Source organism: Spongiivirga sp. MCCC 1A20706, assembly GCF_046524175.1.
Taxonomy (GTDB): domain Bacteria; phylum Bacteroidota; class Bacteroidia; order Flavobacteriales; family Flavobacteriaceae; genus Spongiivirga.
Genome location: NZ_JBEFZF010000003.1, coordinates 99,933 through 114,314 on the forward strand (window position 1 = coordinate 99,933; position 14,382 = coordinate 114,314).

The 14,382-nt window shown below is 35.7% G+C and carries 16 protein-coding genes; 12 read left to right on the top strand and 4 right to left on the bottom strand.

The features are described from left to right. The first annotated feature begins 14 nt into the window (after nucleotides 1–14). The 3 genes from ABN763_RS08325 (at nucleotide 15) to ABN763_RS08335 (ending at nucleotide 3,629) form a co-directional block, all read left to right on the top strand. On the top strand, nucleotides 15–1,205 hold the full coding sequence (locus ABN763_RS08325; protein ID WP_410484994.1) for a DUF4105 domain-containing protein: 1,191 nt from the start codon (nucleotides 15–17) through the stop codon (nucleotides 1,203–1,205). After that, the gene (locus ABN763_RS08330; RefSeq protein WP_410484995.1) at nucleotides 1,189–1,692 is read left to right on the top strand and encodes a hypothetical protein; all 504 of its coding nucleotides are present in this window, start codon (nucleotides 1,189–1,191) and stop codon (nucleotides 1,690–1,692) included. The genes ABN763_RS08325 and ABN763_RS08330 overlap by 17 nt, the downstream gene beginning before the upstream one ends. A gap of 71 nt (nucleotides 1,693–1,763) precedes the next feature. Beyond that, nucleotides 1,764–3,629 carry an ABC-F family ATP-binding cassette domain-containing protein gene (locus ABN763_RS08335; protein ID WP_410484996.1) on the top strand — a complete coding sequence of 622 codons (1,866 nt, stop codon included), beginning with the start codon at nucleotides 1,764–1,766 and terminating at the stop codon, nucleotides 3,627–3,629. Here ABN763_RS08335 and ABN763_RS08340 read toward each other — a convergent pair. Beyond that, a complete protein-coding gene (locus tag ABN763_RS08340) occupies nucleotides 3,626–4,462 on the bottom strand; it encodes a glycosyltransferase family 2 protein (RefSeq protein ID WP_410484997.1) in 837 nt (278 codons plus the stop codon). The genes ABN763_RS08335 and ABN763_RS08340 overlap by 4 nt on opposite strands. Before the next feature lie 85 nt (nucleotides 4,463–4,547). On the opposite strand from ABN763_RS08340, the gene ABN763_RS08345 reads away from it, so the two are divergent. Beyond that, the gene (locus ABN763_RS08345; RefSeq protein WP_410484998.1) at nucleotides 4,548–5,624 is read left to right on the top strand and encodes a glycosyltransferase family 9 protein; all 1,077 of its coding nucleotides are present in this window, start codon (nucleotides 4,548–4,550) and stop codon (nucleotides 5,622–5,624) included. Then, nucleotides 5,614–6,432 carry a glycosyltransferase family A protein gene (locus ABN763_RS08350; protein ID WP_410484999.1) on the top strand — a complete coding sequence of 273 codons (819 nt, stop codon included), beginning with the start codon at nucleotides 5,614–5,616 and terminating at the stop codon, nucleotides 6,430–6,432. Before ABN763_RS08345 ends, ABN763_RS08350 begins: the two co-directional genes overlap by 11 nt. Here the strand turns inward: ABN763_RS08350 and ABN763_RS08355 are convergent. After that, complete coding sequence (locus tag ABN763_RS08355) at nucleotides 6,427–7,212, bottom strand: glycosyltransferase family 2 protein (RefSeq protein ID WP_410485000.1); 786 nt, start codon at nucleotides 7,210–7,212, stop codon at nucleotides 6,427–6,429. The two genes, ABN763_RS08350 and ABN763_RS08355, sit on opposite strands and share 6 nt — an antisense overlap. Nucleotides 7,213–7,252: 40 nt before the next feature. Between ABN763_RS08355 and ABN763_RS08360 the strand changes: the two genes are divergently transcribed. The 7 genes from ABN763_RS08360 (at nucleotide 7,253) to ABN763_RS08390 (ending at nucleotide 13,239) form a co-directional block, all read left to right on the top strand. Next, nucleotides 7,253–7,819, top strand: a complete 567-nt coding sequence (locus ABN763_RS08360) for an L-threonylcarbamoyladenylate synthase (protein ID WP_410485001.1) — start codon at nucleotides 7,253–7,255, stop codon at nucleotides 7,817–7,819. 124 nt (nucleotides 7,820–7,943) lie between these two features. Further along, the gene (locus ABN763_RS08365) at nucleotides 7,944–9,371 is read left to right on the top strand and encodes a CCA tRNA nucleotidyltransferase (RefSeq protein ID WP_410485002.1); all 1,428 of its coding nucleotides are present in this window, start codon (nucleotides 7,944–7,946) and stop codon (nucleotides 9,369–9,371) included. Next, nucleotides 9,368–9,565 carry a hypothetical protein gene (locus tag ABN763_RS08370; RefSeq protein WP_410485003.1) on the top strand — a complete coding sequence of 66 codons (198 nt, stop codon included), beginning with the start codon at nucleotides 9,368–9,370 and terminating at the stop codon, nucleotides 9,563–9,565. Before ABN763_RS08365 ends, ABN763_RS08370 begins: the two co-directional genes overlap by 4 nt. Nucleotides 9,566–9,568: 3 nt before the next feature. Further along, complete coding sequence (locus tag ABN763_RS08375; protein ID WP_410485004.1) at nucleotides 9,569–10,603, top strand: COX15/CtaA family protein; 1,035 nt, start codon at nucleotides 9,569–9,571, stop codon at nucleotides 10,601–10,603. 23 nt (nucleotides 10,604–10,626) lie between these two features. Beyond that, a complete protein-coding gene (locus ABN763_RS08380) occupies nucleotides 10,627–11,130 on the top strand; it encodes an IS1096 element passenger TnpR family protein (RefSeq protein WP_410485005.1) in 504 nt (167 codons plus the stop codon). Between the two features lie 36 nt (nucleotides 11,131–11,166). Continuing rightward, a complete protein-coding gene (locus ABN763_RS08385) occupies nucleotides 11,167–12,225 on the top strand; it encodes a nucleoid-associated protein (RefSeq protein WP_410485006.1) in 1,059 nt (352 codons plus the stop codon). Between the two features lie 57 nt (nucleotides 12,226–12,282). Continuing rightward, nucleotides 12,283–13,239 carry an NAD(P)H-dependent flavin oxidoreductase gene (locus tag ABN763_RS08390; protein ID WP_410485007.1) on the top strand — a complete coding sequence of 319 codons (957 nt, stop codon included), beginning with the start codon at nucleotides 12,283–12,285 and terminating at the stop codon, nucleotides 13,237–13,239. A gap of 3 nt (nucleotides 13,240–13,242) precedes the next feature. On the opposite strand, the gene ABN763_RS08395 is transcribed toward ABN763_RS08390, so the two are convergent. After that, a complete protein-coding gene (locus ABN763_RS08395) occupies nucleotides 13,243–13,830 on the bottom strand; it encodes an NUDIX domain-containing protein (RefSeq protein ID WP_410485008.1) in 588 nt (195 codons plus the stop codon). A gap of 6 nt (nucleotides 13,831–13,836) precedes the next feature. Then, nucleotides 13,837–14,364, bottom strand: a complete 528-nt coding sequence (locus ABN763_RS08400; RefSeq protein WP_410485009.1) for a DinB family protein — start codon at nucleotides 14,362–14,364, stop codon at nucleotides 13,837–13,839. Nucleotides 14,365–14,382: the final 18 nt, after the last annotated feature.

Below are 14,382 nucleotides of genomic sequence, written 5' to 3' on the forward strand. Positions count from 1 at the left end.
AGAGCATAATTACTATGAGATTTTTTTACATACTTTTTATTTTCTTGTCCTTTTTCAACACTGTCGTTGCGCAAGACATCACCTTGTCTACTGAAGCAGAAATAAGTATTCTTACCGGAGGTCCTGGAGATAATTTATATACTAAGTTCGGACATACCGCAGTTCGTGTTAACGATCCTGTAAATGGTTTTGATGTGGTGTTTAACTATGGTTCCTTTGATTTTGATCAACCCAATTTCTATCTAAATTTTGCCAAGGGCAGATTATTATATAAGCTCTCTAACTACCGCTATGAATTTTTGGAACGTGCTTACAAACGTGATAATCAATCTGTACAAGAACAATGGCTCGCTTTAAATCAAGATCAAAAACAGCAATTTTTTGATAAACTATTGATCAATGCTAAGCCACAAAACAGCTCTTACTTATACGATTACTTTTACGATAATTGTGCTACTAGACCTAGGGATGTTCTTCAGTCTATTTTAGGAGACAACCTCAAATTTGATGAATCGTATGTCGCCAAACTTCGTACCATTAGACAGCTATACTTAGATGAATTGCCAGTCAATGACTGGGGGAATCTCGGTATTACAACCGCATTAGGATCTGTTATAGACAGCGAAGCAACTCCTATGGAACATATGTACATTCCGCAATATCTAAATAAAGCATTTGAAAAGGCCACATTAAAGTCGGAAAATGGGACCATTCCCATAATAAAAAAGTCTGCCACTATAATTGATAGCACACGAAAATCAAGTTTCGAAATTGATTTCTTCTGGAGCCCCTTTTTCATATTTTCATTATTAACTATTCTTGGGATTTATATAACCTATAGAGACAAAAAAAGAGGTAAAAGAACGAAGCTGCTGGACTGGCTCATATTTTCACTCACCGGCTTAATCGGAATTGGTTTGCTACTTCTATGGTTTGCTACTGACCATACATCTAGTGATAATAATTTTAATATTCTCTGGGCGTTTGCCCCTAACATCATATTCCTATTTTATCTAAAAAAGAATGATTTAAAGTGGAACAAACGATACGTTTCCTTTCTAATAGGAGCACTCATCTTAATGCTCATTTTATGGGTATTTAGCTTTCAGCTTTTTGCTATTTCCCTTACTCCTATTTTGGTATTATTATTGATACGTTATTGGTATTTATATCAATACTTTTCAACCAATGCAACCACTAAATAAACTATTACTTGCTTGCTGCTTATTAGTCATATGCAATCAAATTGCCTTTGCCTACCAAAATCAAGTTACCTCATCAGGATTCATTAAAGATAGATCGTTCGTAATTGGATATCACTACAATTTTGGTGAACCAAATACCAGTAAATTTCATCTTCTTGAAATTGGGTATCAAAAATCCAGTACTTCAGGAGTTCATGCTACTAGTGCCAACTGGTACGCTACTAGCGAAATGGGATTCGTCAAAAACTCATTTCTGATAGGCCCTAAATTAGGTGGTTTTGTTAGTTTTGGTGGTTTTGTTTTAGGGTCAGAATTAATCTATTACACCAATTTCCTAGATGAAAGCCTACGCTTCGTTCCATATTTTGGTATTGGTGGTAAACCTTTCAGGTTATCCATAAATCCACATATACGTTTAAGCAATAAAGATTTTGAGCCAATAAATAGAGGAAGTGTAAGTTTGAGAGTTGCTTTTCCGATAGATTAATTAAATAGATTGAAAACCTCAAAAAACTACTTCAGCTTAGTACCTTTGTTGTCAACTTTTATTGAGCTTAAGTGAACTACCTTTCAGTTGAAAATATATCGAAAGCCTTTGGCGAACGTGTTTTATTCGAGGATATCTCATTCGGAATCAACAAAGACCAAAAAATAGCCTTTGTTGCAAAAAACGGAACAGGAAAAACATCTATTCTCGATATCATCGCCGGAGTAGCTACTCCGGATTCAGGCCAGGTAGTAAGCAGAAAAGGCATAAAGATCTCATTTCTACCACAGGAACCTAACTTAGAAGCTGCCCTTACAGTTGAGCAGACCATTTTCACTTCTGACAATGAGATATTAAAGGTAATTGAACGATATGAACAAGCACTTGGCAATCCTGATGATCAAGAAGCATATCAAAAGGCTTTTGATGAGATGGAGCAACTTCAAGCCTGGGATTTTGAAACGCAGTACAAGCAAATTCTGTTCAAACTAAAACTCGAACAATTAGATCAAAAAGTCGGAATGTTGTCAGGTGGTCAGAAAAAACGCTTGGCCATGGCAAATGCATTGCTGAACAAACCAGACCTTCTTATTCTAGATGAGCCGACAAATCACCTTGACTTAGAAATGATCGAATGGCTGGAAGACTACTTTGCCAAGGAGAATATCACGCTGTTTATGGTAACACACGATCGATACTTTCTTGAAAGAGTTTGTAATGAGATCGTTGAGTTGGAAGATGGACAACTTTACACATACAAAGGTAACTACTCATACTATTTAGAGAAAAAAGAAGCACGATTACAACTTGAAGCGGTCAACACTGGTAAAGCAAAGCAATTGTACAAAAAAGAGTTGGAATGGATGCGTCGTCAACCGAAAGCACGTACTACTAAATCGAAATCGCGTATTGATGATTTTAAAGAAATAAAGCAAAAAGCGCATAAGCGACGCGAGAATCATCAGTTGCAGTTAGAAATTAACATGGAACGCCTCGGCAATAAGGTAGTAGAACTTCATAAAATAAGTAAGTCGTTCGATGAAAAAGTTATTCTACAGCAATTTGAACATAACTTTCTACCTGGAGAGCGTGCGGGTATAATTGGAAAAAACGGTACTGGAAAGTCGACGTTCCTAAACATCCTAACGGGAAGTTTACAGCCTGATGCCGGTAAGATTGTAGTAGGCGAAACAGTAAAATTTGGTTACTACACTCAAAAGGGTATTAAAATAAATCCTGGTCAAAAAGTAATTGAGGTCATTCGTGAATTTGGTGACTACATTCCTTTGAAAAAGGGACGGCAAATCTCAGCACAACAGTTATTAGAGCGTTTTCTGTTCGACAGAAAAAAGCAATACGATTATGTTGAGAAACTAAGTGGCGGCGAACGTAAAAGGTTGTATCTATGTACGGTTCTAATACAAAATCCCAACTTTTTAATTTTAGATGAACCCACTAACGATCTTGATATTGTTACCTTAAACGTATTAGAAAGCTTCCTACTTGATTTTCCTGGATGTTTGATCGTGGTTTCTCACGATCGCTATTTTATGGACAAGATTGTAGATCATCTTTTTGTATTCAGAGGTAATGGCAAAATAGAAGACTTTCCGGGTAATTATTCCGATTTCAGAAGTTATGAAGATAGTACGCCCCCGGAACCTATCGCTAAAGAAACTTCCGTAGTTAAAGGACACTGGAAAAAGACGAATAGCTCCAATAAATTATCATATAACGAGCAAAAAGAATATGAGAAAATTGAAAGAGAGTTGAAGCAACTAGAATTTAAAAAGAAAGAGATGGAAACACTTTTCGCTAGCGGAACGCTAAACAATGATGCCATTTTAGAACAATCTAAAGAATTAGCAGAGGTTATTAAATCAATCGAAGTTAAAGAAGAGCGTTGGTTTGAACTGGCAGATAAGCTGGAGAATTAAGCGGTTTCACTTAAAACCTCCTCTTTTTTTTGAATACCATGATCTGTCCACTTTAACTTTTTGGACCTGGTCTCAAAACGAATAGCCCGATTTTTTGCTATTGATTCCTTATTCTTGTAGCCTCTTGGGTGATCTAAATGAATACAAATGGCACTATATCGTATTTGTTTCGATTTGATCCCAAGATTAAAAAGTCGTTCTCCCAATTCACGATCTTGACCACCATATTGCATACGCTCGTCAAAACCATTAATTGCAAGAATATCATCTTTCCAACCAGAAGCATTATGGCCATTCCAACTGGCATTTGTTGGAGTGAGCTTATTTAACAATCTAGATTTGAATCCATGTGAGGTTAACTTGTTCGTCTTAAATGAAGAGGGTAACCCGTTTGCTGCTAACCATTTTGCATCAAAACATCTGCCTGATCGGATATCAGCTTCATTAATAACCTCAGAAATATTCATTGGTAGCATAAAATAACCTCCGGACAAAAAGTATCCGCGTTCCTTATGTTCTTCATGAATCTTTAAAAAATCTTGTCTAGGAATGCAGTCTCCATCACTCATTACTATATACGGAGCACTGCAAGCTTCTACTGCTTTATTAAGAATACGAGATTTTTGAAAACCGTCGTCCTCTTGCCACACGTGGACAATTGGGTAACTTACGAGTTTCTGGTATTTATCGATTAAAGCTTTAGTTTTGGGTCCGGAACCATCATCGGCAATGACCATTTCAAAATCTTTAAATATTTGCATATCATAACCAATAAGTACTTTTTCAAGCCAAGCCTCCGCATTATAAGTGCTTATGATTACTGATATATTCATTTAGGAATGAGCTATTTAATCTTTTGCGAAGTTAAGTTTCTTTTCTATCATCTCAAAAACTAATATTTTTGACAACAATTTCTGTATGAAGATTTTGGTTATTCAACAAAAAATGATTGGTGACGTACTTACCTCATCTATCATTTGTGATAATTTAAAACGTAGTCGTCCAAATAGTATTGTTCATTACATGATTAATGAAAATACGGAGTCTGTTATAAAGAACCACCCATCGATTGACAAGCTTGTTCTTTTTAAAAAAGAGTACCGAAGTAATAAGTTTCAACTTTATAAGTTTCTTAAACTTATTAGGAAAGAAAAATATGATGTAGTCATTGATGCTTATGGTAAATTGGAAAGTAATCTAACAAGCTTTTTCTCTGGTGCAAAAACAAAAATTGCCTGGGAAAAGTCTTATACTAAATGGATTTATAACAAAACCTATGATTCAAGTCAACGGCAAGAAAGTAATAATCTAGCGGTAAAGGACCGTCTGTTGTTGGTTGAATCCTTTATAGACAACAAGAAAATCATTGTCAAGCCTAAAATTTATCTTACCGATGCTGAAAAGAAAGAAGCAGAAAGTTTTTTAAAACAGTTTAAACTTTCGTTAGATGATAAAATTATCATGATCAGTGTGCTTGGAAGTTCTAAAAATAAGACCTATCCGGCTACATATAGTGCACAGTTGTTAGATCAGATTGTTAAAAAAACAGGTGCTTACCTCCTTTTTAACTACATCCCATCTCAATTTGATCAAGCTAAAGAAGTATATGATCATTGCAACCTCCAAACGCAAAATCACATTAAATTAGATGCTTTTACACCTTCCTTACGATCATTTTTGGCGGTCCTGTCCCATTGCAATGCGTTAATTGGTAATGAAGGAGGTGCTGTTAATATGGCTAAAGCACTTAATGTGCCCACTTTTAGCATTTTCTCTCCATGGATCAATAAAGAGGCCTGGCATCTTTTTGCCGATGAGAACAATCAAGCAATACATTTGAAGGATGTTAAACCGGACCTATATCAAAACCTATCCAGAAAGCAACAAAAAGAAAATGCTTTAATACTATATCGAGAATTTGAACCAGCGTTGATAACTGAAAAACTCATATCGTTTCTTACCCATATTTATCCATCCAATAAACATGAAGCTTAAAGAAATACCAACATCTATTTATCATACACTTCGGTTGAAATCACTCCGAACTAAATCTCTTCATGAAAGTAAAGATAAATCACTGCCCATTATAATATCACTTACAACCATTCCCAGTAGATTAAAAACCCTTCATATTACCGTTAGAAGTATTCTTGATCAATCTAAAAAGCCTGAGAAAGTAGTTTTATGGCTTAATGAAGATCATTTCGAGTTGCTTCCCGATAGCTTGAGAAAAATTGAGGGCGATCGGTTTGAAATAATATCATCACCTTATACTTTTTCACATAGAAAGCTTATACACAGTCTTAAAAAGTACCAAGATCAGATTATTGTAACCTGCGATGATGACATGATTTATCGCAAAAACTGGTTAGCACTTATCTATAATGAACACTTAAAAAAGCCTAAAGCCGTAATCGGAAATCAAACAAGGTATATTCAATATGACTCCAAAGGAAATGTATTGCCTTACAAACAATGGTTGTACCCTTATGACAATCAGGTGAATCAGAATGCCATACTACCCATCGGTGCCGAAGGTGTTTTGTATCCACCAAATTGCCTTGATAGTCGGGTTGTAAATGTTGATTTATTTATGCAACTGGCACCTAAAGCGGATGATCTTTGGTTTAAAGCGATGTCTCTCTTAAAAGGGACACGATCTATTCAAGCTGAAAATAGACCCAAAAAAGCGATTCCCATTTTTGGAACACAAGCAGTATCCCTAAAAAAACATAATATCGACCATGATAAGAATAGAACGCAATGGGAAGCTCTTATTGAGTACTTTGGAATTGAACTATAGGTATTTATCCAATCCGTTATCAGCCCAAGTTATTTTGTTATTAATTGTATTGCTTTCTATCTTACTATTATCACCAAGTCTTCCTTTATCATTAACAGGATGATCTAAATGATAAACAAAACCCATAAACTTCATTCTACGGGCCTTAATCCCAATGTTTAACATACGGGCGGCTAGTTCAGAATCCGATCGGCCCCATCCGTGAATGGACTCATTGAAGCCATTAATTTTTAGAATATCTTCTCTCCAAAATGCCATATTACAACCGCGCAACTTTCTGGATAGTACTGCTTCTTGTTTGGAGTTTTGTGCCAAAATTGGTGAACGTAATCTTCTCGCCCGCTTTTTCAGTGCAGCATTAAAAAATGAGAAGTCAATCTTTTCCTTCTTTTCTATTTCTTTAACTTGACTCATTTTTAAATGAACTCTAGTACCGTATACGTAGTAGTCTCTATCTGCAAAACTTTTATGATCTTTTATAAATTTAGAAGGTAGAATACAATCGCCATCTATTTGAATAATGTAGTCAGAAGTGCATTTGGCCAAAGCCTGATTCAATATAATTGTTTTCCTGAAGCCATTATCTTCGTGCCAAACATGATGAATGGGTACCGAAATCTTATCCCTGTAGCTATCAATTAGCTGTTTTGTTTCTTTTCGAGAACCGTCATCGGCAATAAGAATTTCGTCAGGCATTTCCACCTGTCTGATTATACTTTTCAAGAGAAGGTTTAGCGCCTCAGGCCAATTATAGGTACTAAAAAGTAGTGCTGTAGTCATACCAAATATTGTTGAACAAAAATACTATTTTTACCCTATTATGAGTCTTGATAAAGAAATAAACCAATCTTTAAATGTTTTGAAAAAAGGAGGATTAATTCTGTATCCTACCGATACTGTTTGGGGTATTGGCTGTGATGCTACAAATCCTGATGCTATAAAAAAGGTTTATGCCCTAAAAAAACGTGATGATAGCAAAGCACTCATATGCATGGTTAATGATTTTAGGATGTTAGGACATTACGTGGAAGAAGTACCGGAAGTTGCTTACGATATTCTAAAAAACACACAAAAACCTACTACCATAATTTACGACAATCCGATTAGAATTGCGTCAAACCTTGTAGCAAATGATAATACCTTAGCAATACGAGTTGTGAGACATCGCTTTTGTCAAGAGCTTATTAAAAAACTAAAGCGACCTTTGGTTTCTACATCTGCAAATATTAGCGGGCAACCAACACCTAAGTCGTTCAAAGAAATTCATGCTGATATAATCAATGGTGTTGACTATGTGGTCAAGCTTGAAAAAGAAAAGGTCACAACAAAACCTTCATCCATTATTAAATTATCTAATAATGGTTTGGTCAATATTATTAGGAAATGATTTTTTAAATCCTTCTTTAAACGATTCGACCATTATGCAATTTTTGAGATTTTAATACGTGGTCTTTACAAGTATAAAAAGTACCTTTGCTACATTGTTTCAAGCAAAAAAATAAACTGTCTCCTTGAGCACACATAACTTAAAGTCTGCCTTAAAAAATCCTATTTTTGATCTTGTTGCAAGCGCTGCTATACAAACAGGGCTAGAAACCTACGTCATTGGTGGTTTTGTGAGGGATCATTTACTGGAACGAGATCGACCAAAAGACATTGATATCGTAGCAGTTGGAAGTGGCATTGAGCTTGCAAAGCAAATTGCTAAAAGCATTGGTCCGGACACCAAGGTACAGGTGTTTAAAAACTTTGGTACTGCAATGATCAAAACCCACGATATCGAACTAGAGTTTGTGGGTGCCAGAAAAGAGAGTTATGATCGTAGCAGCAGAAAACCAGCGGTAGAAAATGGCACACTTGAAGATGATCAAAACAGAAGAGATTTTACCATTAACGCAATGGCAATATCTCTAAATCAACATGATTACGGGGCATTAGTTGATCCTTTTAACGGGTTTGAAGATCTGAAAAAGAAAATTTTAAAAACGCCTTTAGAACCCAACATAACATACTCCGATGATCCGCTTCGTATGATGCGTGCTATTCGCTTTGCTACGCAGTTAAATTTTAACATTGAAAAAGCTTCGCTCCAAGCAATTACACATAATGCAGAACGAATTAAAATCATAAGTAAAGAGCGTATAGTAGACGAACTACACAAAATATTATTAAGTTCTAAACCTTCAATTGGGTTTTTACTATTGGAAGAAACAGGTCTCTTATCCTATATCATGCCTGAGTTGATAGCCCTTAAGGGCGTGGAAGAAGTTGAAGGCCAAACCCATAAGGATAATTTTTATCACACACTTGAGGTAGTTGACAATATTAGCCAACGCACCGATGATTTGTGGTTGCGTTGGGCCGCGCTATTACATGATATTGGTAAAGCCCCAACAAAACGTTTCAGTAAGAAAGTTGGGTGGACCTTTCACGGACATGAATTTGTTGGTTCTAAAATGGTATACAAACTGTTTAAACGTTTACGCATGCCTTTAAATGAAAGGATGAAATTTGTTCAAAAAATGGTGATGATGAGTTCACGACCTATTGTAATCGCTCAAGACATCGTTACAGACTCAGCAGTACGAAGATTAATTTTTGATGCTGGTGATTATATTGAGGATTTAATGACCTTATGCGAAGCTGATATTACCACCAAAAATCCCAAACGATTTCGAAAATATCATAATAATTTTCAACTGGTGCGTAAAAAAATGATCGAAGTAGAAGAGCGCGATCAAATTCGTAATTTTCAACCTCCTGTTTCTGGTGAGGAAATCATGAAAACCTTCAATTTAAAACCTTCAAGGGAAATTGGAATTATTAAGGAAACAATTAAAGAGGCAATTTTAGAAGGTACTATTCCTAATGAATATGAAGCTGCAAAAGAACTGATGCTTCAAAAGGGTAAAGAACTTGGTTTAAAAAAAGTTAAATGAAGCGATGGTTTAATAAAACGTTTTTACTTTCTGTTATCGCCAATGGTGGAACCTTTGCAACAATAATGGCGATTTTTGATTTCACCGACAAAAAGCCTTTTGACGTTAGCCAATTTCTTTTTTATTTCCTCTTCGTCGGTTTTTTTATGGCAACGGTTTTTGCTTGGAAAAATAAAAAAGACGCTTCAAATTAGACTATGAAAAATAACTTTAGAAAAGCTGCAAAAATATCCCTAATCCTAATATATCTAGTGATTGTAGCTGGAGCTGTGGTTCGGATGACAGGAAGCGGAATGGGCTGCCCTGACTGGCCTAAATGTTTCGGGTTTTATATTCCACCAACGGAAAGAGCAGCACTAGAATGGCAGCCTGATACGTTTTACAAAAAAGGACGTATAATAATTGTCAATGAAGCACTGCAAATTGCACCCAAAGATTTCACCACGAGCGCTAGTTATAGTAATACCAATTGGGAAGCGTATACCGAACATGACTATGCAATATTTAATCCGCTCCACACATGGATCGAGTATATCAATAGACTCCTTGGTGCTGCTTCGGGCATCCCGATTCTGATAATAACGGCAATTTCATTTTTTCTTTTTAAAGACGATAAATGGCTTACTCATTTGTCAATACTAACCTTAATTGCACTTGGCTTCACAGCCTGGTTGGGTAAAGAAGTGGTCGACTCTAATTTAGCTCCATATAAGATTACCATTCATATGGCGGTAGCCTTGTTAATCGTAGCCTTGTTATTAACGCTCATCTATCGGAGTAAAGATGTTCCTAGGCAACAGCTTTTTAATATCACCTTTAATAACGTTCTTTTAGCTGCTATCTTTTTAAGCCTTATTCAAGTTATTATTGGCACACAGGTACGTCAATATGTCGATGTTCAAATAAAAGCGGTAGGCTATGATACTCCTGAATTATGGCTTAACAATCCTACCTTAACCTTTTATATACATCGATCGCTATCTATATTAGTTTTGGCTTCAAATGGCTTTTTATGGTATTTAAATAAAAATAAGAAACTTGGTTTTAACAAGATTAATTGGGTGATGGTTTTTATTTTTGTCGAAGTGATTACCGGAATTCTGATGTTTTATGTTGATTTCCCATTTGGCAGTCAGCCAATTCATTTGGTAATTGCCACATTATTATTCGGACTACAATTTTACCTGTTTTTAGAGTCAAGAAAACAAGGTACAACCATTCAAAGTTCGTAAATTTACCCGCTAAACAATTTATAATGGTATATCGTTTCAGAGTGCTTCTTGATTCAGAAGCCGAAGAAGATGTTTTTCGTGATATCGAGATGCTAAAACATCATACCCTAGAAGATTTCCATAACTCCATAACCCAATCATTTGGATTTGACGGAACAGAAATGGCTTCATTTTACATCAGCGATGATGATTGGAATCAAGGTGAGGAGATTTCACTTTTTGATATGAGTGACGCGAGTCAACCAGTGAGGTTAATGGGTGAAACCATGTTAGAAGAAGTGGTGTCAAAAGAGAAAACCAAACTAATTTATGTGTATGATTTTTTCAACTTATGGACATTTTTAGTAGAGCTTGCTGATATTGCAGATGTAATTGATGGTACCGATTACCCTAATTTAATGTTTGTGCATGGCCAACTTCCTGACGAAGTGCCAGAAAAACAATTTGAAACTGAAGACTTTAATACCGATGATGATCTTGACCCGGAAGATTATGACGAACTGGGTTTTGATGAAAACTGGAATTAATTTGTTAAAAATCCGCTCAAAAAATCACACCTATTTATGATTAATCTATATCCTGTAAATATTGAAAGTTTATCGCTTCATAGAGTTGGCAACAAAAGCAGAAATGAAGGCATGTTTCTATCTGAAAATCCATGCAAATTAACGGATGAACTTCAACCACTAATTAAAGAGTTCTTTTTTAAACCTTTTAGGGATAAAGAAGAAAACTACTTTCAGTTTGCTAATGATGTTGACGTTTCTTTTAATAGTCTTTATGAAATTGTAACTGCCATTTTCGATAACCCAGAAAATGTGCACGAACAATCAAAAAAGATTACAAGTTTACTATTTGATCAATCACAACATCCACACATTAAAAATGGAGAGGTTTATGTAAGCTATTTAACGAATGTGGTCATTGATAATCAAAATGTAGATGCGGTTGGTATTTTTAAATCAGAAGTAAAACATGATTTTCTGCAATTTGAAGAACAATCGAATAATCTTGAAATGGTATTGCAACAAGGCATCAATTTGAACAAGTTAGATAAAGGGTGTATTATTTTCAATGTGGAAAAAGAAAATGGATACAAAATACTTTCTGTCGACAGCAATAGATATGATACTAAATATTGGCTAGAACATTTTCTTGGAGTAGATGCGTTAAATGATGAAAACTTCAAAACCAAGAAATACTTAAAGTTCTGCCAGGATTTTGCAAAAGATGTGGTACTACCCGCAGAAGATAAAAAAGAGCAGGTGATGTTTATGAACCGTGCGGTAAATCATTTTGCAAAAAATGATGCTTTTGAGGAATCTACTTTTTTAAATGAGGTGATCGATAATCCTGATCTTATTCCAGAGTTTAAACACTACAAAGTAGAAAAAGCACCTAAATATCAGATTGAAGATCTTACTGCATTCCCTATTGCCAACAAGGCGGTTTCAGCCGCAAGAAAGTCTATAAAAAATGTCATTGATCTGGATACTAATATTCAAATCAAAATGGATTTTATCAATCCGGAGTCGGCAGAAAAATTTGTCGAAAAAGGCTGGGATGAGGAAAAGCAGATGTACTATTACTTGGTATATTTTAATAAAGAACAAAAGAGTTAACCAATAGTGTAAAGAAGTATTATTCTTTATTCATAGATTTAAGGCACACTTAAAAAAATGAAAAACCGCATCACGCAACTTTTCGATATAAAATACCCAATAATACAGGCTGGCATGATCTGGGCAAGTGGATGGAAGTTGGCTTCGGCGGTAAGCAATGCGGGTGGTTTAGGTATTATTGGAGCCGGGTCTATGTACCCTGAGATACTTCTTGAACATATTCAAAAATGTAAAAAAGCAACTAACAAACCTTTTGCGGTTAACGTACCAATGCTATATCCTGACTTAGAACAGATCATGCATATTATCGCAGAAGAAGGTGTAAAAATTGTTTTTACTTCAGCTGGAAACCCAAAAACCTGGACGCCTTTTTTTAGAGAAAAAGAAATTACAGTTGTGCATGTTGTAAGCAGCGTAAAATTTGCCCTAAAGGCTGAGGCGGCTGGAGTTGATGCGGTAGTTGCTGAAGGTTTTGAAGCTGGAGGCCATAACGGGCGTGATGAAACCACTACTCTCACACTCATACCAATGGTAAAAGAGCAGATTAAAATTCCATTAATAGCAGCCGGAGGAATTGCAACGGGTCGCGCTATGCTAGCCGCTATGGTTTTAGGAGCTGATGGCGTTCAAGTAGGAAGTCGTTTTGTGGCCAGCCATGAAGCCTCGTCCCATATCAATTTTAAAAATGCAGTGGTTAAAGCTAAAGAAGGCGATACACAACTTACTCTTAAAGAACTAGCTCCTGTTAGACTGATCAAGAATAAGTTTTTCAATGACGTACAAGAACTTTATAAAACGGCACCAACCGTAGAAGAGTTAAAAGAACTATTGGGTCGAGCACGCGCTAAAAAAGGTATGTTTGAAGGCGACCTTGAGGAAGGAGAGTTGGAAATAGGACAAATAGCTGGACTTATTCATGAAATCAAACCTGCCGCACAGATTGTCAAGGAAATGGTGGCAGAATTTGAAGAAGCCACGAAGGAAATTAGCACATTTCGAACTCTTAACTCTTAACTCTTAACTCTTAACTAAATTATGAAGCTGCGCATATTGCAATAGCATCATTGTCTTTGCATCTCTAATCTCACCGTTTTGTACCATTCCAACTGCTTTAGAAAAGGGCATTTCTAGCACCTCGATTTCTTCAGTTTCCGAAGCGAGTCCGCCACCTTCACTCACTTTCATATTTGAATCATAATGCGCCACAAATAGATGCATTAATTCTGTACATGCTCCGGGGGACATATAGGCTTCCATGACTTTGGTTACCTGGTCTAGCTTATAACCTGTTTCTTCTAAAACTTCTCGTTTAATACAAGTTTCAATGTTTTCTTCATCAATAACCCCTGCAGCCACTTCGATCATCATTCCGCCATCATTTCCATTTAAATAAGTGGGTATTCTAACCTGTTTAGTTAAAATAACCGTACCCTTCTTCTGATTATAAAGTAATATGGAAGCACCATTTCCTCGATCATAAACTTCTCGCTGTTGCCGTTGCCATTCACCATTATTAAGTTGATAATCAAAATCAACTTTATGCAGGATATACCAATTATCAGATAGCAGTTTTTTAGCGATGTTCTTTATTCTATTTCCAACCATTAGCTGTTATTTATTCAAATTATTCTTTGAATTATTCAGATGATGATTAACATGATATGCAGTAAAATAGAGCATCTCTCTAAGAGTTAGTTTACCTAACAAAGGATGCGGCAAAATATACTTATCTAGCTCTTTTTCTTTGAACTTAGCAATTAGATTGGTTAGTTTTTCAACTCTTTGAGATAGCTTTTCAATCAAATCTTCCTTTTCCGGGACACCTTCTTTTTTTGGAGCAAATCTGCCTAGTGCAACCTGAGTATTATTTAATTTGTTCTTATACTTCTCTATTAGTTCATCATAGGACTTTGAAGGCCTATTTGCCAAGCCAAAAGAAGCTCTCAAAGCTAGTTTTGGCATCTTAAATGCTTTAATCAAAGGCGCAATACTCTTGTCAATATGTAACATTTCTTGACCTGCGGTCCATTTTTCTTTATTAGCTGAATAATTAAAGTCACTATCACTTAAGGTATTCATATAATCTAGGAAATCATTGTGGTTTTGTGTTATCCTTAAAACTATCGCTTCCTTATCCATAGTGATAAATATATTAAC

Excerpts from the sequence above, each read along its gene's own strand:
- ABN763_RS08325 (WP_410484994.1), top strand. The coding sequence starts at position 15 with ATGAGATTTTTTTACATACTTTTTATTTTCTTGTCCTTTTTCAACACT.
- ABN763_RS08330 (WP_410484995.1), top strand. The coding sequence starts at position 1,189 with ATGCAACCACTAAATAAACTATTACTTGCTTGCTGCTTATTAGTCATA.
- ABN763_RS08340 (WP_410484997.1), bottom strand. The coding sequence starts at position 4,462 with ATGAATATATCAGTAATCATAAGCACTTATAATGCGGAGGCTTGGCTT.
- ABN763_RS08345 (WP_410484998.1), top strand. The coding sequence starts at position 4,548 with ATGAAGATTTTGGTTATTCAACAAAAAATGATTGGTGACGTACTTACC.
- ABN763_RS08350 (WP_410484999.1), top strand. The coding sequence starts at position 5,614 with ATGAAGCTTAAAGAAATACCAACATCTATTTATCATACACTTCGGTTG.
- ABN763_RS08355 (WP_410485000.1), bottom strand. The coding sequence starts at position 7,212 with ATGACTACAGCACTACTTTTTAGTACCTATAATTGGCCTGAGGCGCTA.
- ABN763_RS08360 (WP_410485001.1), top strand. The coding sequence starts at position 7,253 with ATGAGTCTTGATAAAGAAATAAACCAATCTTTAAATGTTTTGAAAAAA.
- ABN763_RS08370 (WP_410485003.1), top strand. The coding sequence starts at position 9,368 with ATGAAGCGATGGTTTAATAAAACGTTTTTACTTTCTGTTATCGCCAAT.
- ABN763_RS08375 (WP_410485004.1), top strand. The coding sequence starts at position 9,569 with ATGAAAAATAACTTTAGAAAAGCTGCAAAAATATCCCTAATCCTAATA.
- ABN763_RS08380 (WP_410485005.1), top strand. The coding sequence starts at position 10,627 with ATGGTATATCGTTTCAGAGTGCTTCTTGATTCAGAAGCCGAAGAAGAT.
- ABN763_RS08385 (WP_410485006.1), top strand. The coding sequence starts at position 11,167 with ATGATTAATCTATATCCTGTAAATATTGAAAGTTTATCGCTTCATAGA.
- ABN763_RS08390 (WP_410485007.1), top strand. The coding sequence starts at position 12,283 with ATGAAAAACCGCATCACGCAACTTTTCGATATAAAATACCCAATAATA.
- ABN763_RS08395 (WP_410485008.1), bottom strand. The coding sequence starts at position 13,830 with ATGGTTGGAAATAGAATAAAGAACATCGCTAAAAAACTGCTATCTGAT.
- ABN763_RS08400 (WP_410485009.1), bottom strand. The coding sequence starts at position 14,364 with ATGGATAAGGAAGCGATAGTTTTAAGGATAACACAAAACCACAATGAT.